The following is a 23985-nucleotide window of genomic DNA, read 5'->3' as shown; positions in this document are numbered from 1 at the left end:
GTTTGAAAAAGGAAAAACTGATATGTAAAGTACATAAATCAGTTTTCTTACAGATATTATAGTTATTATAATAAATATACAAGTATACGGAGGTCGTAAAATGTTAACATCAGCTAAAGAAATGTTAAACAAAGCTAGAGAAGGAAAATATGCAGTTGGTCAATTCAACATCAACAACTTAGAATGGACTAAGGCTGTATTATTAACTGCACAAGAAAATAATTCACCAGTTATCTTAGGTGTATCTGAAGGTGCTGGAAAATATATGACAGGGTATAAGACTGTATCTGCAATGGTTAAAGCAATGATCGAAGAATTAAACATTACTGTACCAGTTGCTTTACACTTAGATCACGGTAGCTATGAAGGTGCAAAAAAATGTATCGAAGCTGGATTTTCATCAATCATGTTTGATGGATCTCATTATCCAATAGCTGAAAATATAGAAAAGACTAAAGAATTAGTTGCTATAACTAATGAAAAAGGACTTTCTTTAGAAGCAGAAGTTGGTTCAATTGGTGGAGAAGAAGACGGAGTTGTAGGTAAAGGTGAAGTTGCTGATGCAAATGAATGTAAGCAAATAGCTGAATTAGGAGTTACTATGTTAGCTGCTGGTATCGGAAATATTCACGGAAAATATCCTGCAAACTGGACTGGATTAGATTTTGAAGCATTAGCTAAAATTGAAGAAGCTGTTGGAACTTCTATGCCATTAGTATTACATGGTGGTACTGGAATTCCTGAAGATATGATAAAGAAAGCTATATCTCTTGGAGTTGCTAAGATCAATGTTAATACTGAATGCCAATTATCATTCCAAGAAGCTACTAGAAAATATATTGAAGCTGGAAAAGATTTAGAAGGAAAAGGATTTGACCCAAGAAAGTTATTAAATCCTGGATTCGAAGCTATCAAAGCTACAGTTAAAGAAAAAATGGAATTATTCGGTTCAGTAAACAGAGCTTAATTTCATTGAATATAAGGAGCGCTACTATTTAGTGCTCCTTTTTATTTTAAATTAATACTTCAATCAAATTCCCCTCTACATCTAAAACAGTGCTTTCATAATACTCTCCTGCCAATTCTTGCAATCGATCTCAGATACCATCCACTGCATTTCGAATCTCCTTCATTAACAAGTTTACCCTTTCCTTGCCTCCAGCTGGTATTGCCAATTGATTACATTCCTTTTTATAATTTTTTCCTGTTTTACTCTTAATGCCTATATTTCTAGCCATTCCCAATGCATCCTCAGACTCAGAATTTATAAAATAAGAATAAATTTCCTTATTCTCATTAATATATTTCTCTCCCAATATATCTTTAAAATATTTTACACTATACTCTCTTGTTTCTTCTATATTATTTGTCCACAAATCTTTGTTATCTACTATTGTGCATTCATTTACTTTAGCTTTCATTAACATGTTTTCTAGTATTGATATTGAATCCATAACTACTTTTTCTCTTTTTTTAATATAAAAATTATCATGTATACCTTCAAGTATCCAATTATAGTCATTATCAGCTACAAACTTACTTAAAAGCTCAATTCTGTCATTTCTATTCAATTTATATTTATCCAAAATTGCTATAACATCTCCTATTTTACTATTAAAACTTTTAAGATCAGAATCTCTTTTGATATTTGCTAATCTTGAAATGCAATCTGTATCATTAATAATTTCAATGTTTGATAACCCATCAATTTTATTTTTCCTTGCCCCATCATTTAAAATATTTAATATATAAATAAACATTTTTACATCTCCCCAATAAGAATAAAATTCAAATCTAATTATACGTTTACAATTTATAAAATTCAAGATTAATATAAAATTTATTAACTGTAATTTAAATATTAGTTCTACATCTACATTTGTTTTTCCTTCTATTTTCTTATTTTTTTCTATTTTAATTTAACTTATGCTGAATTTTAGTATTAATATATGCAAATAAATATATAATAATATATAATCGATATTTTTGCAATTTGGAGGTGTCTTAATGAATAATAAATATAATGATTTATTCGATGAGTTAGTTAAATCATATTACAATGGTAATTTTGATGAAACTCTTAAACGTATTATGGTATGTCATAAAAAGTCTCCACAAGAAACTTTTGAAATTATTAGATCGTTGTGTGGCGTTGATATGGAATTCGATAATAATTATGTATATAATTTAAAAAAAGCAATTACAGAATATACAGTTAATACAAGATTGATTGAAAAACTTAAAGGTTGTGATAAATCATGCCCTAGAAATGAAGATGGTAAATTTAGCTGTCAAGTCGCTTGTCCTTTTGATGCCATTCTTTATGATAAAAATGAAAGGTCAACCTACATAGACAATGATAAATGCCTAAATTGCGGGGTATGTGTAGATTCATGTAAGCATGGATTAATATTAGATAAAGTTTATTTTCTTCCTGTTTTAGATTTAATACAGAACAATGAACACGTCTTTGCCGCAGTTGCTCCTGCTATTAGCGGTCAATTTGGTGACGAGGTTACTATGGATCAAATCAGAGCTGCCCTTATAAAAATAGGTTTTACTGATATGATTGAAGTTGCCTTTGCTGCAGATGTATTAACAATAAAAGAAGCCGTTGAGTTTGATAAACACGTAAATGGTCCTAAAGACCTGATGATTACTTCATGCTGCTGCCCTATTTGGATAGGAATGCTAAGAAAAGTTTACAAGGAACTTGTTCCTGATTTATCCCCATCTGTTTCACCTATGGTTGCCGCTGCCAGAATGATTAAAAGTCTTAATTCAGATGCAAAAGTAGTTTTTATAGGTCCATGTATTGCAAAAAAGGCTGAAGCTAAGGATAAGGATTTAAATGATGCAGTAGATTTTGTATTAACATTTCAGGAACTTGAAGAAGTATTCAGATCTTTAGACATAAGTCCTGGTGATTTAAATGGTGTACCATCTGTTGAATATGCATCTAGAGGTGGAAGATTGTACGCTCGTAGTGGTGGTGTTTCAATTGCTGTTTCAGAAACAGTAGAAGAACTTTTTCCTGAAAAGCATAAATATTTTAAAGCCGCAAAAGCTTCTGGTGTGAAAGATTGTAAAGAACTTCTTGAAAACGCTCTAAATAGAAATGTTGATGCAAACTTCTTAGAAGGAATGGGATGTGTTGGCGGATGTGTTGGTGGCCCAAAGGCAATAATTCCTACAGAACAAGGTAAAGAATCAGCCGATAAATTTGCTTATGATTCACCTATAAAGGTTCCAGTTCATAGCAAAGTACTTGATGAAGTGTTGGATAAACTTGGTATAAACTCAATAGAAGACTTTCACGATCATGAAAAAGTGAGCATTTTTGAACGTGAATTTTAACATATCTTTATTTTGGATTCTTAATTCATCTGTAATTTTAGCTATACGCTAGCATGTTTAACTAAAAATGGCTGTATAAATCTACAGCCATTTTATATATAAATTATGATTATCAAACTTATTTTACACTTTCTAGAGCCTTTTTTACCTTAGGAACTACATAATGGCTACTGCCTCTATCTTTAACATCTTCAATCATCATCACTACCAATAGATTGTTGGGGGATTTATTAGTAGTCATTCCAACAAACCATCCTAATTCTGTACCATTGTTATCATCTTGAGATGCTTTTATTTCAGCTGTTCCTGTCTTCCCTGCTATAGTTAACCCACTAGTATAAGCTCCATGACCTGTACCGCCTGAATTTTCTACTACTTGTATTAAATCTTGAAGTACCGTATTAGCTGAGTCTTTTGACACAACATTAGCTTTCCATACTTTATTATCTGAATCATCCTTTGTCACAAGATAAGGTGTTAATATATTTCCTTCATTTTGAAACATAGTGTAAAGCGTCGCTAGATGCACTGGATTTACTAAAACTTCACCTTGCCCATAACCGCTGTCTGCTAGTTGTACCTCAGATTTAAAATCCTTATCACTTGAATATTGTGAATTATACAATGGATACTCAAATGGAATTTTATCAACAAATCCAAAACTATTTAACTTATCTTTAAGTATATCCTTTCCAATATCTAATGCAGCCTGAGCAAAGTAGATATTATCAGAATAAACAAGTGCATTCAACAGATTCGACGGCCCTTTATAATCGCTGACTCTTGTAACTGAGTAATTTCCCCAGCTGCTATCCTTCTTCCAACTAAGGCCAGTTATATTTTTATTTGCATTAGGATCTATCTTTTTTGTATCTAAACCAATGACTGCAGTAATCGGCTTAAAGGAAGAACCAGGGACTAATGTTGCTTGAAATCTATTATACATAGGCTTCTTAGGATCATTATTCAAGCTATTCCATTTGTCACCTGACATACCTAAAACGAAATCGTTGGGATTAAATGCAGGTGTGCTAACCAACGCCATAACCTCTCCTGTATTAGGATTCATAGCAACTGAAGTTCCTTTATCACTACCAAGCTGACTATATAATAAACTTTGCAGATTGCTATCAATTGTTAATTTTAAATCCGTACCGTTTTTAACATCTTTTGTTATAATTGATTTTTTCTTTTCTCCCTGAATATTTTGAATATATATTTCAACTCCATCAATTCCCCTCAATGTATCTTCGTATATTTTTTCAAGCCCTGATTTACCAATTATAGAATTTTCAGTATACTCCGCATCTTTATGTTTGTCCAATTCATCAGCATTTATAGCTTGCACATATCCTGTTAGATGCGCTATCTGCTCTCCTAGAGGATAAACTCTTGCATCTTTGTCATTAATTTTAACTCCTGAAATTTTAAGAAGACTTGGAATTCTTTCATCACCATATGGTATTGTCTTCACTGGAATGAACATATCTGGTTTAACATATGATGCATTTAGTTGACTATTTATATAATCAACAGTTATCCCTAATAGCTTTGCAATTTGATCAATTGATTTATCCTTGTTTTCACCTAAATTTCCCGGAATAATCCCAACACTAGATGAAAAAGAATCTGTTGCTAGCTTAACCCCATTTCTATCTAATATATCTCCTCTTTTAGATTTCATTATTTTAACTCTTATTTTGTCACTATCAGCTAAGTCAGGAAATATTACTTGAGAATTCCACTTTAAAGCATAATCCTTGCCAATCCTCCTACTCATAGTTACACTATTTGAAAATTCTAATTTTCCACATATAGTATCCATGCTAGTTTCATAATCTACAGTAGCCTCGTCACCATCTTTTCTTACATTTTTGACGTTGATTTCAATATTATCAGCATCAATACCTTCATAAATATTTTTATTTCTTGCAACAAAATCATCTTTGGACATCTTTTGTATGATTTCACCATCAGTCAAATCATACATTTTTTCATATTCTTTTGAATTTAATAAATTAAAATACTCAATTAATTTATTTTCTGGCTTATGTGTCCTATTGTAAAAAAAGAAAGCAGTTAAACTAATAATAAATGGAACTACTACTATTGCTGCTCCAATTAATATATAAATATTTTTCTTTTTACCCATAAAATCCAACCTTCTCTATTCTAAATATATTACTAAATTATACCATATAAGTGTATATCTTTACATATCCAATTCTACATTACTTAAATATAAAAAGAGATTACTTTTATATTCCCGCAATCTCTCTTTATCTAACATAATTTATTGTTTTCAGATATCAAAATACTATCTTCGTATAACTTCTACTTTATATCCATCTGGATCAGTTACAAAATAATATCCTGGTTTTTCACCCGGTAATCCTTTCAAAGGTGTAACTTCGTATCCTAGCTCTATATGTTTTTCTCTCATTTCTTCTAAATTTTCAACACCTATTGCAGTATGGCTAAATCCATTTCCTAAATCATATTTTTCAACACCATAATTGTAGGTAAGTTCGATTTCATACCCACCCATCTCATTTGATAGATAAACAAGAGTGAATTTATGTTCTGGGAATTCCTTTCTTCTAGTTTCTATAAGACCTAATGCATCTCTATAAAACTTTAAAGATTCCTCTAAATTTTTAACTCTAATACATGTATGCAACATTTTTACTGACATTTCAGTCCCTCCTTGATTTAAATAATTTTATAATTATATAATTCACTTACAATAATAGCATATATTTCCCTATACAACATTACTTTGCATTTATATACACTAATTTCTTATATTAATATACCATATAAAATGTAAATAATAAAATAGTTTCCTATTTCTAAAATAAAATACAAATAACTTTAGCTATTTTGCTAATTAGAAAAATATAGCATAATGTCAAATTATAGTTTATAATATTATGATATATTTATTAAACACTAAATATTATTCAAATCATATTTAGGTTTATAATTAAAATTAGTTAAAGTTACTAGATTTATAATAATTATTCAAGGAGGCAATATTTTATGAAATTACTAAAATACATGCTTATTTTTATTCCAATAAGCTTTATAGCAGAATTTGTTATGCATGTATCTCCATCAATAATGTTTATACTTGCAGCATTATCTATAGTACCACTGGCTGGACTTATGGGTGAAGCAACTGAAGAAATTTCATTCTACTCAGGCCCCAAAATTGGCGGCTTTTTAAATGGCACCTTCGGAAATGCAACAGAACTAATAATATCATTTTTTGCTCTTAAAGAAGGTCTTTTTGATGTTGTCAAATCTTCTATCGCTGGGTCTGTAATAGGCAATATATTATTAGTGCTTGGTGCCAGTATGCTTGCTGGAGGATTAAAACATAAAACTCAGACTTTTAACAAAAGAGTTGTTGAAGTTTCTTCAAGTATGTTACTATTTGCTGTTGTTGGCTTGTGTGTACCTGCTTTATTTACCCATACTGTAGACCCTACTCTTTTGAATACTAGATATGAAGGATTAAGTATAATAGTTGCAATAGTAATGCTTTCTATTTACATTTTAAGTCTTATTTTTTCATTCTTTACTCACAAAGATATTTATACAGTTTCTCACGAAGAAGAAGGTAGTGCTAAATGGACATTAAAAAAAGCGATAGCTATATTAGTTACTGCTACAGTATTAATAGCTATTGAAAGTGAATTCTTAGTAAGCGGAATAGAATCTATAACTTCAAGTTTAGGTCTTAGTGAATTTTTCGTTGGTATTATTTTAATCCCTATTATAGGAAATGCAGCCGAACATAGTACTTCTATTGTTATGGCAATGAAAAATAAAATGGATGTTGCTTTGGAAATAGCTATTGGCTCAAGCTTGCAAATTATATTATTTGTAGCACCAGTATTAATATTTTTAAGTTTGTTATTTACTCCTATGAGTATTGTTTTTAATGAATTTGAGCTGATTGGCCTTATAGTTGCCGTATTAATAGCTAATAGAGTTTCTAACGATGGAGAATCAAATTGGTTGGAGGGGGTTCAACTCCTTGCTGTCTATTTAATAGTTGCAGCGTCATTCTTTATTTTATAAGGTTTAAAAAATAATCTAATTTCATTTTAATGTTAATGCCTCATAATTTTCTTATTTAGGAAATTATGAGGCATCATTTCATTTATAACCACTTATTCTTCTTAAACCACACTCCGCATAATACAACTACACTAACACTTATTGAAATTACAAAGGGATATCCATAGCTCCAACTATATTCTGGCATATTAAAATTCATCCCATACCACCCTACTATAAGAGTAAGTGGCAAAAATATAGTGGTAACCACTGTGAATAACCTCATTAATTGATTTTGATTTATATCAACTTGCGCTTGATATGCCTCTCTAACTTGTGTAACATAATCCCTAAGATTATTCACATTCTGATACAATCTATTAATACGATTAGTGAACATTCTAAAGTATCTTATTATTTTTTTATCAATCAGTCCATTATCATTTTCTTCTATAGATTCTGCAATATTTAAAAACCTTTCATAATAACGCTTTAATTTTAATAATTTTTTTCTTAACATAACAATCTTCTTCAAATAATTATCACTCTTTGAAGTTATTAACCCTTCTTCAAGTGCTGCAATTTCATATTCAAGTTCTTCGATATGATAGGTATCCTCAAATGTAAGTTTATCAAAAAATGCATATAAGAGTTTGCTAAGATTTAAGCCTTTAATCTCACCTGACCTACACTTACAAATAACCTCTTCTAAAATATCATTTTCATCACTTACAAATACAAGTACGTTTTTCTGAAGAAACATACTTACTTTTTTTGATGTTTTCAACACATTGTTAACTTGCGGAATCTTTAAAGATATGTAATCTAATCCTTCATAACTTTCAAATTTAGATGTTCTTCCATTTATGCACTCATATAATAATTTTTCGTTTATATTTAGGATATCGGAAACCGATTTAAGCTCATCAAATCTAATAGAAACAACAAATGATTTATTATTATTTATAACAATATTTTCCAATGCATCACTTTTTAATATATCATTCTCTAAAATATAGACCATTTTTAATCTCCTAATTGTAAATTTATTATATTTTAACATATTAGCATAATTATTTCAGCATATCCTTAAAATTTATAATAATTCACTAATAAAAATAAATTCATACTTATTTTTATTATATCTAAATTATAATTCCACAAAATTCTCCGTATTTAGTCTCAAATTTCGTATTTGATAGTTTTAGGCGCTCTTTTGATATTTTGTTATATAGTTAATTTACTATATAAAATTTATATTTCTGCACATAATATAATTAACTTAGAAAGGAGGCTTTTTAATGCGAAAAGGTACAAAAATAGCAATAATTGTAGTAATAATTTTGATAATAGTAGGTATTCCTATAAGTGGCTATAATCAGTTGGTTTCTCTAGAACAGACTACTAATTCTGCATCTTCAAATATTGATACTCAATTACAAAGAAGATCAGATCTAATTCCTAATTTAGTTAATACAGTTAAAGGCTATGCTACTCAAGAGAAATCTATATTTACTGATATCGCTAATGCAAGAAGCAGGTTATCTGGTGCAACGAATATACAGGAACAGGCTAATGCTGATAATCAGCTTTCTGGTTCTCTTTCAAGATTATTGGCTATAGTAGAAAATTATCCTGATCTAAAATCTAATCAAAATTTCAGAGATTTATCAGTTCAGTTGGAAGGAACAGAAAATAGAATTGCAATAGCAAGGCAAGATTATAATACTGCCGCAACAAATTATAATACTAAAAGAAGAAGTTTTCCAAGCAATATAGTATCTTCATTATTCGGTTTTCAAGAAAAACCACTTTATAAAGCTAGCGAAGGTTCAAAAGAAGTTCCTTCAGTAGATTTTGCAAAATGATAATAAAATTAATACATAAATCTTTAAAATCATTATTATTTTCTCTTCTTTTAGTTGCCTTTTCCCTTTTCCTCCTTCCAGCAAACGCTGAAAGTAAGGTTCCTTCTCCGACTTCTTACAAATATTTAAATGATTATGTTAATATATTCAATGAAACTGAATTAAATAGTTTAATTTCTATCGGAAAGGAATTAGAAAATAAAACTGGGGCACAAGCTGTTGTAGTTATCATAAATTCAACTAGTAATGTTCCTATTGAGGACTATGCTAATACTCTTTTTAGATCATGGGGAATCGGAGAAAAAGGTAAAGATAATGGTTTGTTAATTCTTTTAGCGTTAAATGATAGGGCATGGAGAGTTGAAGTTGGCCGCGGACTTGAAGGTGCTATTCCAGATGTTTTAAGCAATAGAATCATGGAATCAATTGCTAAACCTAGCTTTATAGAAGGAAAATACAGTGAAGGGTTACTTAATTCTTATAGTACTTTCTGCGATCATATCGCAAAAGAATATAATGTTACTCTAGATAAATCATTAAATATCTCAGAAAAAAATACGAATGTTGTCAAGTCTAATACCGGAACTAAGATATTCGGAAGTATCGTATTAGGCCTACTATTTCTAGATATTATATTTAATAGAGGTAGAATTTCTTTTTCGTTACTTCAGATTATTTTCTGGAGCAATATCTTTAGAGGTAATGGTCCCAGAGGCGGGTCATCTGGTGGTGGTTTTGGCGGCTTCGGTGGTGGTTCCTCTGGTGGTGGTGGTTCTAGCGGAAACTGGTAAAACACCACCAAAGCCATAAAATAAAGCCGCTCTTTTAAAAGAAAATTTTATAGTTTTTTGAGATTCTGAGTATGATTAGTAATATTTTTCTGAAATATTTATCTATCATGATTAGGGTTATCACTAACCTTTTTTATCGCTGTTGTAACTTGTACTATTATATCAGTTTCAACTTGTTGTTTAGTACTTTCTATTTTAGCCATTATCTTTCCCAAAGGTGTCGCTACATAATACGGTTTTAAATTGTTAAGAGAAAGTGTGAAGATGTCTCTTTTACATTTATCGCATTTACATCCATCTGTTTTTGCTAACAAAATTTCCATATACTCCTTAACCCATATTTCCATATAATTAATAACATTCTCCATTATGTTTTCTCCTTAATATTAAAATCTTAAGCATTATCTAGTTGTTACCACCGATAATGAAATTGTACCACAATTTGCTAACAGAACAATTATATCACTAATCTTTAAACATTTTAACCCTTATAAACTTAATTATATGTATTTAAAATAATAGAAGATGAGTTTTACTAGGATCATCTTTTATTACTTTATATTTATTGGTGTGCTCACTATTCTAATTTTTTTGTATAGTATTATTCCTTTTTAAGAATCTTAACTTGATTTATATAATTAAGTATATTTAGATAACAATCACCTTTTTTCTGTATGCTATATACTATATTTTGTAATTGTTGATTTTCGGTTCTTGATTTCTCAACTAAATTAGTTAAATTTGTTGATATTTCCTTTATTCCATATAAATTATTCTTTTGAGACTCTTGAACTCCTTGTACATGTTTATATACTTCTGACTCTGCATCTACTATTTTATCTAATATAGATGAAGATCCTTCAATAATACTTGTAGTTTTATTTATAACCTCAGTTCCTTCATTTGATTTACTAGATAATTGCTCCATTGATTTTGTTAAATGCTCTAAAGAATTCATAATATCTTTAGCATTTTTCTGAGTATCAACAGAAAGTTTTTTTATTTCATTAGCTACAACAGTAAACCCTTTTCCTGCTTCACCAACTCTAGCTGCTTCAATAGCTGCATTTAATGACAATAAATTTGTTTGTTGAGCAATTCCATTTATAATATTAGCGAACCCTTGAATGCTGTTATATTGATTTTGTATCTCTGAAATCAAATTGATAAATTCATCAAAAACCCTAGAAACTATACCGACTTGATTAATTAATTCATTAAAATCATTTCTTGCATTATCTATTTCTTTTTGAGAATTATCAAGACTGAAAAACACATCCTTTACGAGATTTCCTGTCTTATCGCTGTTATTAGATAAAACTTGTAAATACTCATTAACATTTTCTGTTTGGTTAGTAGTATATTCAGCTCCTTTAAGAAGCCTATCTACCCCATACGTCACATTTTCTTCTTCATTAATAATTGTTCTTATATTGTTTTCGATTATAGTCGTTAACTCCATAACTTCATCTATATATAGAAAGTGTTCTTCTTTTTCGTTAATGTTAACCTCATTTTGATTTTGTATAGTTCTTATTTCTTTGCTTTTAAATTTAAACATATTAATATCCTCCCTTTATTCGACTGCTAATATTACCATAGTTTGATTTACATGTTTTTTATAAAATTGCTCTCCATAGCTTATAAATCCGGTAGTATTAGGGCAAAACGAAAGGATTTCTTTATCTATTTCTTTCCAAATATTATCTTGTTGAAATTTCAAACTTCTTAATATGCAATGAATTGATAACATAAAGCTAGGTTTAAATCCAATTTTTCTAACTGTATCTCTTATTTGACTTGCTGGATCTACAGGCTTTAGAACCTCTACGAAAGTACTTGACATAACTTGGCTATAAAATGTAATTGATTTATCAGGATTTACTTTCATAGGCGAAGATATAAAAATTTCATCTTCATATATTTTACCTAAAGGATTATTCATAAAATAATTAGGAAGTTCACTTTCTTTTATGTTTAAAACTCTTGCATATTCAGTACTGGCCGGAACTTTATTAAATGCCTTTATTGTCCTACTTATAGGATCAGCTTCTGTGACTAATAGCCTTTGTCCCATTGGTATGTATATATTCTCCTTAATTATAGTAGTTCTTCTTTTTATATTAAAGAAGATCACTGCACTACAAACACGTCTTCCGCCTATAAATATGAATGTTTCTTTAAACTTAAGATTATCCCCAGCACTTCCACCTATGACTTTAAAATTATCATCTACAAAATATAGCGTACCTATAGTGCTTTCTTCCATTCCAGTTAAACCATCGCATAACAAAAGTGCAAAAGCATTCTTATTGTTTTTTATTTTTTTATAAGCCTCTTTTAAATTATTTATACTTTTTATTGGTGGATGAAGTATTTCTATTACTTCCCCATCACAAAGTTCATACTGAAATCCTGAAATAATTCCATTTTCATAACCATATTTTCCATACTCGCCAGACGTAGAACAAAGTATCACGTTTGTAGATACTAATTGGGATAATTCTATAACATTTTCTACATTTGAAAATAATACAAATCCCATACTAGTATTACTATTCGTGAAATTTGACGCTTCTTGCACATTCGAAAATATTAAATCTATCATAATCCTATCTCCACTCTTAATTTTTTCTTAAATGTCAAATTTTCCTTGAATTTTAATATAATTATATCCAATTATTCTACAAAATACAATCTTATGATTATTTTCCCTATTTAAGAGACTCTGTATAATAAATTAAAGTAAACAAGAAATTAAGTATTTACAAATATAAGTTAAGAAAATCAAAATAAAAGGTACATATTTAAAATAAGAGTTACTTATTTTAAATATGTACCTTATGATTATTAACATACGCTATATTAATAAATTCCAGCTTCATCTTTTCATAGCTAATTTAATTAGTTCCTGTTTCTCATTCCATTTAGGATTTTCAATTACAATATCCAGCAAATAATTCAGGACTTCTCCAATCTCTTTTCCTTTATTAAATCCTAGAGATAATAAATCTCCACCATTAATTTTTAAATTCTTTAAAGTAAAACACTCATCGTTATCAATTATTTCATTAAGAATACTTTCAGCCTCAGCTAAATTTATTAAATGTTTTCTAGAGTATTTAGAATCCTGAGCAAGTATATCTGCTCGCTGAATTTTAATTAAATCTTTAAAAAGATCTATACCTATTTTACTTAGTAGTTTTTTTATAGATACTTTGTTTTCCATTATATAATCATGGTACTGTACAAGAATTATAACTTTATTAAGTATATCATTATCATATTTTAAATATTTCAATATTTCACTAGCCATTCTTGAAGATTCTTTTGAATAAGAACAGTAATGTGAAATACCATTTTCATCAGTTTTTCTTATACAAGTCCTTCCAAATTCATGAAATAGCATGCTCAATTTCAAATATATTTTTGGCTCTACCATCTCAGTTGCTATAATAGTATGATTATATAAATCCTGTAAATGATAAGAACTATTTTGATTAAAATTATAGATTTTGCTTATTCCTGGTACTATGTATTCTAAAATCCCACATTCCCTCAGTGTTTCTATTTTTCTTGGATTATTAAGCAATATCTTGTTAAATTCTTCTCGGATTCTCTCTTTTGATATGTTTTTTATATTATCCTTAAGTTCCTTTATTGAATTTAGTGTTAACCTGTCAATATCAAAATCTAGTTGAGCAGAAAACCTAATTGCTCTAAGCATTCTTAACGCATCTTCATTAAATCTTTTTTTAGGATCTCCTACAGTTTTTATTACTTTCCTGCATAAATCCTCTACTCCATTAAAATAATCCACTAATCCATTTATCTCATTATATGCCATTGAATTAATTGTAAAATCTCTTCTTGCTAAATCTTCCTTTAAAGAACTCACAAACTTAACCTCTTTAGGATGTCTATTGTCTTCATATTCACCGTCAGATCTATAAGTTGTTATCTCATAACTCTCTTTATCCAATATTATTGTAACTGTTCCATGCTTTAATCCAGTTAATATAACTTTATCAAATAACGCCACTATTTCTAGTGGCTTAGCATTAGTTGTTATATCCCAATCTTTAGGTTCTTTTCCTAGAATACAATCTCTAACACATCCTCCAACCAAATAAGCTTCATAACCATTCTTTAGCATTATATCAATAATTAGCCTAACATTTTTAGGTATATTTATTCTAATATTCAATATTTTCACCCCTAACATTATCATTCCTATTAAAATAAATGTTTCTTTATTTAATAAAACAAGCTGCCCTCATTATAACTCTGAGAACAGCTCTATTTACTAGAATTTTAATCATCTGCAACATTTCTATTATTATAAGAATAAACATTATATGTCTGCCATATTTGCTCCAAATTACCAAAAATATCAGATATATTTTCCTTTTCTCTCATTCCAACTGCGATAATTAGTGCATTTATTACCGACATAGGTGCAACTAAAGAATCTACAAATGATGCCATATTACTTTGTGCAATTAATGTGTGATCAGCTTTAGACGCAAGAGGTGATAGTAAACTATCCGTGAGCGCAACCACTTTGGCTCCTCTATCTTGTGAAAATTCTAATGCATCAATAGTTTTAGCAGCATATCGAGGGAAACCAATTCCTATAACTAAATCTCCATCTCCCACGTTTATCATTTGTTCAAAGACATCTGAAATTCCATAGCTTACAATTTTAACATTTTGCAGTATTATATTTAGATAAAACCCTAAAAACTCAGCAAGAGCAGTAGAACTTCTAAGACCAATTATGTATATTCTATTTGCCTCAAAAATCCCCTTTACTACGTCTTCAAACGTATTTTGATTAATTTTTTCAAGAGTGGCACGTATATTTTCCATATCAGCTTTTAACACGCCTTTTAAAGCATCTCCATCAGAAAAATAATCATTTCTAAGTTCTAATCTCTGTACAGTTGTTAATTTATTTTTTATAAGTTCTTGTAATGCTTTTTGTAATTTAGGATACCCTGAAAATCCAAGCTCAATCGCAAATCTTACAACTGTTGATTCAGAGACTCCCACAGATATGCCTAATTTAGCCGCTGTCATAAATGCTGCTTTATCATAATTTTTTAATATGTACTCAGCTATTAATTTCTGGCCTTTACTTAGCCTTATAAATTTTCCTTGAATTAATCTCATTAAATCTCTACTATTTTCGTTATTTACTTCATCCATCTTTTGCCTTCCTGTTACAACATTGAATAATATTATCTTAATTCTATCATCTTATTTCTAAATATTCAACAAATAACTTGTTTTTCACGGAACATATTAAAATTCTGCAATATTTTATTAAGCTACTTTCATTACGTATCATATTTTTAAAATAAATATTTTTTATTCCCATTTACTAATGCTATACAGTAAAATCCTCTAATCTACTCTTTATGATTTAGTGATTTTCTATAAACCATTAATATAATCTAATTCTTCTTTATTTAACTTTCTATATTCTCCTCTTTTTAAATACCCTAGTTTCAGCTCTCCTATAGATATTCTTTTCAAAGATAATACATCATGATGTATTGCAGCACACATTTTTCTTATTTGCCTGTTCTTTCCTTCATGAATACCAATCTCAATAGTAGAAATACCTTTATCATAACTAATAATTCTAAGCTCAGCTGGAGCAGTAATATAACCTCCAATATCTATGCCTATTTCAAATTTAATTTTATCTTTATCAGTTACTTCACCCTTAACTACCGCTACATATCTTTTTATTATTTCTACCCTTGGGTGAATTATTTTATTATAAATTTCTCCGTCATTAGTTAATAACAATAATCCCGAGCTATCATAGTCTAATCTTCCAATTGGATATATTCTCTCGTTAACCTTAACTATATCCAAAATAGTAGCTCTGCCTTTTTCGTCTTTGACCGAACTAATATACCCTTCAGGCTTATTGAGCATTATATAAACTTTATCTTCTTTCTTTTTTATTTCCTTTCCATTATATTCTATTACATCTTTTAATTGATCTATTTTTATTCCAACTTCATTAACTATAACTCCATTTACTTTAACTTTACCTGAAATTATTAATTCCTCACATTTTCTTCTTGAAGCTACTCCACAATTTGCGAGATATTTCTGCAATCTTTCTTCCATAATTCAAATCACTCCGTTTAGCATATAAATACATTTATCCTTTTACATTTTAGATTATATCTGTTTCACTTATATAATACAACTTTCTAATTACTTTTATTCGAATAAGAACAAAATCGCAGGCAATTGTGGAGCCGGAGATTTTTTCACGCATCTGCCTTTTCGAACGCATGTGAGAAAAATTTGGCAGGCGAATAAGATTTCTTTTTTATTCTTTTAAAAATACAAAAATTTGTTAATCAACCTTTTTTAAGTTATCAGCATATTTTATTGGAATATAAATTCCTAAAGAATAAAATAATAGAAACGCTGTTACCAGCGTTTCTATTATCTAATTATAAGGCTACTTTTAAATTGTACTCCTTATGATTAATCAAATTACCAGAGAAATCCTCCGCAACCTGCTCCGCCACCAAGGAATAAAATTAGTAAGATCCAAAGCCAGCTTCCGCCGCATCCGCCGCCGCCAAAGCCACATCCGCCACCAAAGCCTCCAAGTCCGCCGCCAAAGCCGCCGTAACCACCGTATCCTCCGCAGCCGCCGCCGCATCCGCAAGTATTGCAACAACTAGGTTTGCAAGAGCAACAAGAATTACATTTACAGCAGCAACAATCATTAGAATGTTTAGACATGTTGATCATCTCCTATTCTTTTGTTAATATATTCTATTCGATACATATATTTTTTGTTCTTTATGATTTAAATAAAATATGAGAACCATTTACAAGTATTCTTACTGTCTATGGCTCTCACAAATTAAAAACTATTAATATTTTCTTTAACAAAAATTTCTTTTATTTACCTAAACTATATTTTTCAATAATTTTTTTATTACTTTATAGGCTATAAATCCGATTAAAAGTATGCATATTACGTCTAAGCCAAGCCCCTTGATTAAGTCTGATCCTATTAACACCATAGAATTTCCATTCTTTCGTTGCAAACTATGAATAAAACCTTCAGTTAAAAATAACGATGCAAATGATCCAATTGCTATTGATATTAGTATTATTAAAATCCTTTCGTTATTTTTGGATGAAAATAGCTTATTAGCGTTTTCTAGTTTATACTTATTTTGAACTATGTTGTAAACAATAATCATGATTATAATAATAAATAAGATAATTACCGTCTCACTCCATAAATTTCTAATTGTTATATCTTTAACGCTAATTCTATCAAATACAACCTCAAAAAAACCTCTTCCTAATTTATTTTTATAATCTCCCCCTCTTATTTTATCCAACAAACTATAATCCCTATTAACTCCAAAATATTCAAATATAGAAATAACCTTAGCTATTATTATAGAAATAGATACAGGTATTATCGAAATCATGCTAATAAATCCTATTACTGAATTAGAAAACATCAAATCTATTATTAACATAAACATTATACCAATAATTCCAAGTAAGATTATCTTTGAAGTTTCTATAGTAACTATATTCCAATATCCTTCAACAACCGATATAAATTCAGCATTACCGAAATATGATACTATTGCTATATAACTATAAGTTATTACAAAAAGCATTAATGTAATCAAAAGACATATGAATTCATTATATCTAATCTGCTTTTGGGTATATGGTCCACTACATAAGAACATTTCAGTATTTCTCTTATTAATTCCCTTTGCTATAAAATATATAGCTACAAATATAATTGCTAACATGAAATATTCGTGCCAAGCATTCGTATAATAGTAGTTATCAAAATTGTTTGCAAGTCCATTTTTAACATCATTTAAATTGCTTTTTATGATTTCATATGCTACGGCTCCCCATACTAATAGCCCTATAGCGATAGCAGCTTTAGCAGAATTGAACCATGCATATAACAATCCTTTATTTAAATATTTTTTCATCGTTATCCTCCTTATCAACTTTATAGATAAAGATATCTTCTAGGCTTAGATCTATTTCTTCAATAAACAAAGGTTTAAATTTTTCTAAGCTTTTTATAAATTCCCCATCATATTCATCAGTTATTATAGTAAATACTCTTCCAACTCTACTAATTTTAAATATTCCTTTAAGTTTTAAATCTTCTTCATAAACAGGTTCATCAAAAGCCACTTGTATCTTTTTTATCTTATTTTTCATATTTTCCACGGAATTTTCATATGTAACTACGCCTTTGTCTAAAATAGCTACATCATCACAAATTCTTTCAAGTTCATTTAAATGATGAGAACTTATTATTATAGTTGTATCATTTTCAAAAACTTCATCTGCAAATATCTTTAGTAATTTATTTTTTAATATTGCATCCAATCCTGATGTTGGCTCATCTAATATTAAATATTTAGCATGAATAGAAAAAGCAAGCATTATAGAAAGTCTCATCTTCATTCCTTTTGATAATTGGAATATATACTTATTAGTTTGAACTTTAAAAATTTTATTTAATTCATTAAATTTCTTTTCATCAAAATTTTTATATGAATATTTGTAATACTTTAATATTTCGCTAACTTTAAAATTTGTTTGCATGATATTCTCATCTGCTACATAGCCAATCTTATTTTTAACACTTATATTATCATAAACCTCTTGTCCATCATAAAATACATTTCCTGATGTTCCTTTATAAATTCCCGTTAAACATCTTAAAAGTGTAGTTTTCCCAACACCATTTGGCCCTATAATACCAAATATTTTATTTTTATCTATTCTAATATTTATATTTTCTAAAATTGGTTTTCCATCAATTTCAAAGGATAAATTACTTACTTCTATCATTATCATTCACCCCTAACTCAGAGAATATTTGAAGCGCCAATCTCATAAACTCTTTCTTACTAACGCCACCATAACTTGCTTCAAGTATAATTTTTTTCAATTCATTTGAAATATGCTCCATTTTTTTATGATCCCCCTTACCTTCATAATTAGATGTTATAAAAGTTCCCTTTCCCCTTAAAGTTTCAATTATACCTTCTCTTTCAAGTTCACCATATGCTTTGCTTATTGTATTGGGGTTTATCATAAGTATTGATGCCAACTCTCTAACTGATGGTAATTTCTCTCCCATCTTTAAAGCTCCTTTTAAAATAAGTTCCTTTATCCCAAGTTCTATTTGTTCATAAATAGGAGTACTACTCCTTGGATCAATTCTAAGCATTGTCATTACCTTCTACATAAGAATGATACATAATATAATCAATTACTAAACCTTCGCCTTCATCTACGAGAACCAAGTTGACTTTTAGTTTTTGTGGTCTATCATCTTTTTCCTCATATATGGATCTATAATTATGCGCATTAACAATTAAGCTTACTGGCTCTTCTCTTGTTATAGGACGTCTTTTAGAAAAATTATTTCGGAATCCATCATATTCGCTTAGCATCTCATTTTTATCCTTTTCGCTAAGATCACATACCTTTTCTATGTTTACCTTCGAAAAATTAAAATCAAAATTAGTTAACCTTTTCCGTTCTGAAAAACATTCCTTAAATTCATTTGTTTCAGTTAGTTTTCCGGTGTCATCAATTACTTTTAACTGTTTATCATTTAGTTGATCTAGAATCTCATTCATAGTTTCGAAATGCTTCTGTTTTTGGTACATTTTATTATTATCCATACCAAGAAAAGCAGTAATTACAATGATAATTCCAAACATAATAATTATAGTTGATTTTTTCATAAACTTCCCTCCTAATTGTATTAAGTGTATTAGCTCATATAGTACACTTGAATTATAAAACTCATTTGTTACTTTTTCAATTAATAATTGTTTAATATTTCTTAATTTTTCCTTAACATACATAAGTTTATATTTAAAATTCTATATGATATATATTAAAGTCAGATCTTTGAATTTTATTCCCAACGTGAAATTTAGCTCACTAGAATCTTAGACGTGCATTTATAATATACATTGAGTTATATTCTTGCCTTTGACTTCAATATGAATTTCTAAAGAGCAAAAAATAACTAGAGATTGCAACCTCTAGTTATTTTTATTATGTATAAACAGTTTTCTAAATATCTTTTTTCTTCTCTCCATTAGTATAAATTAAGAATGCTGCTACAGCAAAAACTACAGGTCCACCAATCATAGCAAATGTTGATTTGTAATCACCATGAATTGCTGGCTCAATAATTGTAAAGAAATTAGCGAATCCAACCACCGCTGTAACTATAAATCCTATAAATATAGCAAATGATTTATTTTTTAATATTATAAAAGGCTTCTCTATACTATCTTTTTTTCTAAATGATATATACGCACTTGATAGAAATAGATAGGGTATTGTCATTGCAACATTAGTCATTAATACTAACATTGTAAAAAATAATTTTGCACTACTTCCTCCCATAGAAACAAATAATACCATAACTGCTACTATAATAGTTTGGATAAACATTGCATTTATCGGCATTTCATTTTCATCAATGGCAGCCATCTTTCCTGGCCAAAGTTTTGCTGGAGTTCCCTCTATCAACTGCTTAAGCGGAGAATATGATAGTGTAAAAAATGCCCCTGTCAATGCCAAAAACATTGATAATCCAACGAATCTAGCCACCCAATTTCCAAGTTGTATAGATACCAAATCACTTAACCCCATTGAGCTACCTAAAGTATACCCTAAATTATTCATAACAACATATGCAACATTTGCCATATTGATGTTTTCACTCGAAAGAGTAGCCGACCAATTTGTAAATATTCCAATTAAGAAAATTCCAAGGGAGTAACCAACAGAAATTATAGCTGCGGCTATTAAAATCCCCTTAGGAAACGTCTTTTCTGGATTTTCAGTTTGGTCAACAAGCCCACTCACAGCTTCGATACCGCCATATGCAAATAAAGCAAAAACCAGAAATGATAAAACTGAACTAATATTTTGATAAGCTGGGTTTGGTGAATTAACAAAAGACATTGTAGATGTAATTGACTCTCTAAATTGTCCTTTATTTAATATAAATATTATAATTGCACCTATTATCAAAACTATGTTTAGAAGTGCTACCGCTATTCCTCCAACTGATGTAATTTTAGTTATTTTACTTATCCCTCTTTTGGATATAAGGTATGTTGCAGATACCCATATAACGCCAAGCACACCTAAAACTCGAGTTGAATTCAATCCAAATATGGCCCAATTTGATGTAGTATCTACTCCAAATATTGTATTTGATAATGGAATCCAAATAGTAGAACATATATTTATCATCCATACTACGTAAGAAGAATACCACATGAAAACTCCTACAAATGCAAATTTAGGACCTACAGACTTTTCCATCCATGAATATATACCTCCCTTTTCCTCTTTAAATGCAGATCCATATTCCGCCATCATAAATGCAAAAGGTATGAAATATGTTACCCCTCCTAATATAAACCAAGGAATTGCACCATAACCCATAAGATAAAAAGATCTTGGCATATTAGCAAATCCAAAAACTGATGTAAAAATCATAAGAATCAGCGTAATCAATTTTAATTTCTTTTGTTTATTACTTTTTGTCATTTTTATTACTCCTTAATTTTAAATACTTAACATACTCAAATAAAATGAATAGTATTTTTCTTTATTATTTGCATTTTCGCTATATTTTTATGCTATATTTAAATTTATAAATATATTATGTCATATAACGCATAATGCAATCGTTCTTTCGATAATTCAAACTAATGTTTTTAACTTTTAGTCAGATTTAAATTAACCACACTCTATTCATATTAGAGTGTGGTTAATAGCTATGAAGACTCATATTTTTCAGCAAATAATATCTGCAAAGAAAAAGATTTTTATTTATCTTTCATTAGTGTTTGGTACATTAGACGGATCATCAATTAGAGTAGTAAAAAAATAATCGTGATCATGTCCATCATTAAATGATGTTTGCCCCTGAACTATATGAATATGCTTATTTCGTGAAATATAAATTGCAGGGCCAGTTGTAACGCAAACTCTATGATTATGATCGTTAAATGTGTCTGTAACATCTTCAATTCTATGAACATGAGATAGTCCAACCCTAATTGCTGGGCCAGTAGTTCCAGCAATACGATGATTGTGCTCTTCGCAATTCTCATCCTCTTCGTAATTTGTACTTGATACAAATTCATGATTATGATCCCTATACCTATAATAATTATCACCAAGTTGATTTCCTCTATAATGACGACCATGAACAATATCGCAATTATTATTGTTGCTCATATCTTATTCCTCCTCAGTTTTTATATACTATATGTTATGTACAATCATATGATTGGTGTTAAAAAGCCGACTTATTTCATTTATCTTTCTAATTAACTAAAGTTTAATTAACATCAGCTTCTAAAATAAGATTCTCTTAACTAATTTATAATAATATAAAATATATATTTCTTTGTTAAAAATAAAAGACATGATCTCAAATACCACGTCTTTTAAATCTTTGCAACCTCTTCTTAATTATAATAATCTTTGACTAAAAACATTATCTAAATTTACTTTTTGAATCCTTTTAGAAATTTCATCCACATCTATTGTATATAACCCTAGTTCTTTCATTCTATTAAAGTAAACAGAACCCGCAAAAGTATATCTATCTTTCCTTCCCTCTCTAGTACTAGCCTTTTCATTTGCATAAGTTATTATATCTCCGATCGCTATAGATGACGGAAGTATCAAAAGTGGCATTCCCATAGCCAATCTTACCGCATTGTGTCCAGCTAAAGCGCCAGTACACATTGCCTCTGTATGACCAACAAATAAGCCACTTTTCTCACCGGCGCAAAACAAATTATCTACTCCAATTACCTTTAAATCATTAGTTCTTGGTGCAACTGACAAATACCTAATAGAGTTTCCTTTACTTCCCGCGTATGGATCAACATATTTCGCATTTTCTAATCCTTTTATTTTTCTTAATTTGTGTAATGGATAGTAAGTCGTCATTAGTTTTGCATGTCCAGTATCCAGAAGTATAATATTCTCAGCAAACTCTTTCAAAGCATATTGTTGACATACTTTTGTACTTAATTTATCATAATTTATATCTTCCTTCGGAACTTTTAAAATTACAACACCTTTAGAATCCAACTCATTTCTTATTTCATCTGACAAGCTTTCTTTAGCCAATTTGCAAGAACCTGAAAACGCTCCTAAGATATCATCTCCTCTTTCTCCTTGAATATCTAAAACTCCGCATCTTTCACTTATACTAATCCTAGGTCCAAAAGCAGGACATCTTAAAACACACATTGAACAGCCATTTCCATAGCGCAAGCAATTTCCCATAGGTCCTGTTGTTCCTGTTGTTTCTATAAATACGTCACCTTCTATATAAGTTCCATCGCTAAGGTAAACTCCTTTTATTTTTTGTCCATCAAAATTAATGTCATTAACTCTACTCTCCATCATTAAGTTTATCTCTAATGACTTTAAATATTTACTAACTTCTCCTTCTATTAAATTAACATTATAAAGTGTAGCATGTTTATGTCCAGGGAAGTCTATATTCTTATGAGTTGAAATCTCATCTGTAATTTTAACGAGATCCCCTCCACCAAGAGCTATTAATTCTTCTGCAGCAGTATATCTGCCATTATTACGCATTATTCCACCTACGTTACCAAGACCAAGCAACAAGTCTGTCTTTTCGATAATAGTAACATCAGCTCCAGCCTTCTTACTTGAAATCGCTGCTGCACAACCTAACCATCATAAATACCAGTAAAAAAATAAATCTAAAACTTTCGCTTAGCCTTTAAAAAATTCTTTATATATCAGTAACATTTTAT

23 protein-coding genes are annotated in these 23985 nt (G+C 29.3%); 5 read left to right on the top strand and 18 right to left on the bottom strand.

The genetic code is table 11. From position 1 onward, the window contains the following. Positions 1-100: 100 nt before the first annotated feature. Entirely contained in the window at positions 101-967 is an 867-nt protein-coding gene (gene fba, locus T483_RS0113980; protein ID WP_026887425.1) for a class II fructose-1,6-bisphosphate aldolase, read from the top strand. Between the two features lie 130 nt (positions 968-1097). Here fba and T483_RS32165 read toward each other — a convergent pair whose 3' ends face one another. Then, complete coding sequence (locus tag T483_RS32165) at positions 1098-1760, bottom strand: hypothetical protein (RefSeq protein WP_242841864.1); 663 nt, start codon at positions 1758-1760, stop codon at positions 1098-1100. Positions 1761-2007: 247 nt separating this feature from the next. Here T483_RS32165 and T483_RS0113970 point away from each other — a divergent pair, with 247 nt between their 5' ends. Beyond that, a complete protein-coding gene (locus tag T483_RS0113970) occupies positions 2008-3357 on the top strand; it encodes a [Fe-Fe] hydrogenase large subunit C-terminal domain-containing protein (protein ID WP_026887424.1) in 1350 nt (449 codons plus the stop codon). Between the two features lie 118 nt (positions 3358-3475). Here the strand turns inward: T483_RS0113970 and T483_RS0113965 are convergent, their stop codons facing one another. Together T483_RS0113965 and gloA are read right to left on the bottom strand one after the other, a co-directional pair. Continuing rightward, a complete protein-coding gene (locus T483_RS0113965) occupies positions 3476-5509 on the bottom strand; it encodes a penicillin-binding transpeptidase domain-containing protein (protein ID WP_026887423.1) in 2034 nt (677 codons plus the stop codon). A gap of 165 nt (positions 5510-5674) precedes the next feature. After that, positions 5675-6052, bottom strand: coding sequence for a lactoylglutathione lyase (gene gloA / locus T483_RS0113960; protein WP_026887422.1), 378 nt, complete (start codon positions 6050-6052; stop codon positions 5675-5677). A gap of 347 nt (positions 6053-6399) precedes the next feature. Here gloA and cax point away from each other — a divergent pair, with 347 nt between their 5' ends. Then, a complete protein-coding gene (gene cax, locus T483_RS0113955) occupies positions 6400-7446 on the top strand; it encodes a calcium/proton exchanger (protein ID WP_026887421.1) in 1047 nt (348 codons plus the stop codon). 82 nt (positions 7447-7528) lie between these two features. On the opposite strand, the gene T483_RS0113950 is transcribed toward cax, so the two are convergent. Further along, positions 7529-8449, bottom strand: coding sequence for a magnesium transporter CorA family protein (locus T483_RS0113950; RefSeq protein ID WP_026887420.1), 921 nt, complete (start codon positions 8447-8449; stop codon positions 7529-7531). Between the two features lie 277 nt (positions 8450-8726). On the opposite strand from T483_RS0113950, the gene T483_RS0113945 reads away from it, so the two are divergent. Both T483_RS0113945 and T483_RS0113940 read left to right on the top strand, forming a co-directional pair. Further along, positions 8727-9293: a LemA family protein gene (locus T483_RS0113945; RefSeq protein ID WP_026887419.1), complete on the top strand. Its 567-nt coding sequence runs from the start codon at positions 8727-8729 to the stop codon at positions 9291-9293. After that, positions 9290-10084: a TPM domain-containing protein gene (locus tag T483_RS0113940; protein ID WP_026887418.1), complete on the top strand. Its 795-nt coding sequence runs from the start codon at positions 9290-9292 to the stop codon at positions 10082-10084. The genes T483_RS0113945 and T483_RS0113940 overlap by 4 nt, the downstream gene beginning before the upstream one ends. Before the next feature lie 98 nt (positions 10085-10182). On the opposite strand, the gene T483_RS0113935 is transcribed toward T483_RS0113940, so the two are convergent. The 14 genes from T483_RS0113935 to T483_RS0113870 all read right to left on the bottom strand — a co-directional run bounded on the left by T483_RS0113935 (position 10183) and on the right by T483_RS0113870 (position 23884). Next, complete coding sequence (locus tag T483_RS0113935) at positions 10183-10452, bottom strand: late competence development ComFB family protein (RefSeq protein ID WP_026887417.1); 270 nt, start codon at positions 10450-10452, stop codon at positions 10183-10185. Between the two features lie 233 nt (positions 10453-10685). Further along, a complete protein-coding gene (locus T483_RS0113930; protein WP_026887416.1) occupies positions 10686-11645 on the bottom strand; it encodes a methyl-accepting chemotaxis protein in 960 nt (319 codons plus the stop codon). 15 nt (positions 11646-11660) lie between these two features. After that, positions 11661-12692, bottom strand: a complete 1032-nt coding sequence (locus T483_RS0113925) for an FIST signal transduction protein (protein ID WP_026887415.1) — start codon at positions 12690-12692, stop codon at positions 11661-11663. 273 nt (positions 12693-12965) lie between these two features. Continuing rightward, positions 12966-14291: a CCA tRNA nucleotidyltransferase gene (locus T483_RS0113920; protein WP_026887414.1), complete on the bottom strand. Its 1326-nt coding sequence runs from the start codon at positions 14289-14291 to the stop codon at positions 12966-12968. A 107-nt stretch (positions 14292-14398) separates the two neighbouring features. Beyond that, positions 14399-15295, bottom strand: coding sequence for a MurR/RpiR family transcriptional regulator (locus T483_RS0113915; RefSeq protein ID WP_026887413.1), 897 nt, complete (start codon positions 15293-15295; stop codon positions 14399-14401). 228 nt (positions 15296-15523) lie between these two features. Beyond that, positions 15524-16234: a pseudouridine synthase gene (locus tag T483_RS0113910; RefSeq protein ID WP_026887412.1), complete on the bottom strand. Its 711-nt coding sequence runs from the start codon at positions 16232-16234 to the stop codon at positions 15524-15526. 378 nt (positions 16235-16612) lie between these two features. Then, entirely contained in the window at positions 16613-16867 is a 255-nt protein-coding gene (locus T483_RS0113905) for a ground-like protein (RefSeq protein WP_080696996.1), read from the bottom strand. Between the two features lie 170 nt (positions 16868-17037). Further along, positions 17038-18105 carry a hypothetical protein gene (locus T483_RS0113900; protein ID WP_026887410.1) on the bottom strand — a complete coding sequence of 356 codons (1068 nt, stop codon included), beginning with the start codon at positions 18103-18105 and terminating at the stop codon, positions 17038-17040. Then, positions 18086-18982 (bottom strand): ABC transporter ATP-binding protein, encoded by an 897-nt coding sequence (locus T483_RS0113895; protein WP_026887409.1) that lies wholly within the window; start codon positions 18980-18982, stop codon positions 18086-18088. Before T483_RS0113895 ends, T483_RS0113900 begins: the two co-directional genes overlap by 20 nt. Next, entirely contained in the window at positions 18966-19364 is a 399-nt protein-coding gene (locus tag T483_RS0113890; protein WP_026887408.1) for a GntR family transcriptional regulator, read from the bottom strand. Before T483_RS0113890 ends, T483_RS0113895 begins: the two co-directional genes overlap by 17 nt. Continuing rightward, positions 19357-19887 carry a hypothetical protein gene (locus T483_RS0113885; RefSeq protein WP_026887407.1) on the bottom strand — a complete coding sequence of 177 codons (531 nt, stop codon included), beginning with the start codon at positions 19885-19887 and terminating at the stop codon, positions 19357-19359. Before T483_RS0113885 ends, T483_RS0113890 begins: the two co-directional genes overlap by 8 nt. Before the next feature lie 337 nt (positions 19888-20224). After that, on the bottom strand, positions 20225-21721 hold the full coding sequence (gene yjeM / locus T483_RS0113880; RefSeq protein ID WP_026887406.1) for a glutamate/gamma-aminobutyrate family transporter YjeM: 1497 nt from the start codon (positions 21719-21721) through the stop codon (positions 20225-20227). A gap of 285 nt (positions 21722-22006) precedes the next feature. Next, entirely contained in the window at positions 22007-22417 is a 411-nt protein-coding gene (locus tag T483_RS0113875) for a YmaF family protein (RefSeq protein ID WP_026887405.1), read from the bottom strand. 237 nt (positions 22418-22654) lie between these two features. Next, positions 22655-23884 (bottom strand): FAD-dependent oxidoreductase, encoded by a 1230-nt coding sequence (locus tag T483_RS0113870; protein WP_051560389.1) that lies wholly within the window; start codon positions 23882-23884, stop codon positions 22655-22657. Positions 23885-23985: the final 101 nt, after the last annotated feature.

This window comes from Clostridium beijerinckii HUN142, from assembly GCF_000621745.1.
Classification (GTDB): Bacteria; Bacillota; Clostridia; order Clostridiales; family Clostridiaceae; genus Clostridium; species Clostridium beijerinckii_A.
Note: the sequence above shows the minus strand (reverse complement) of the source record. Positions and strands in the feature narration are given on the sequence as shown.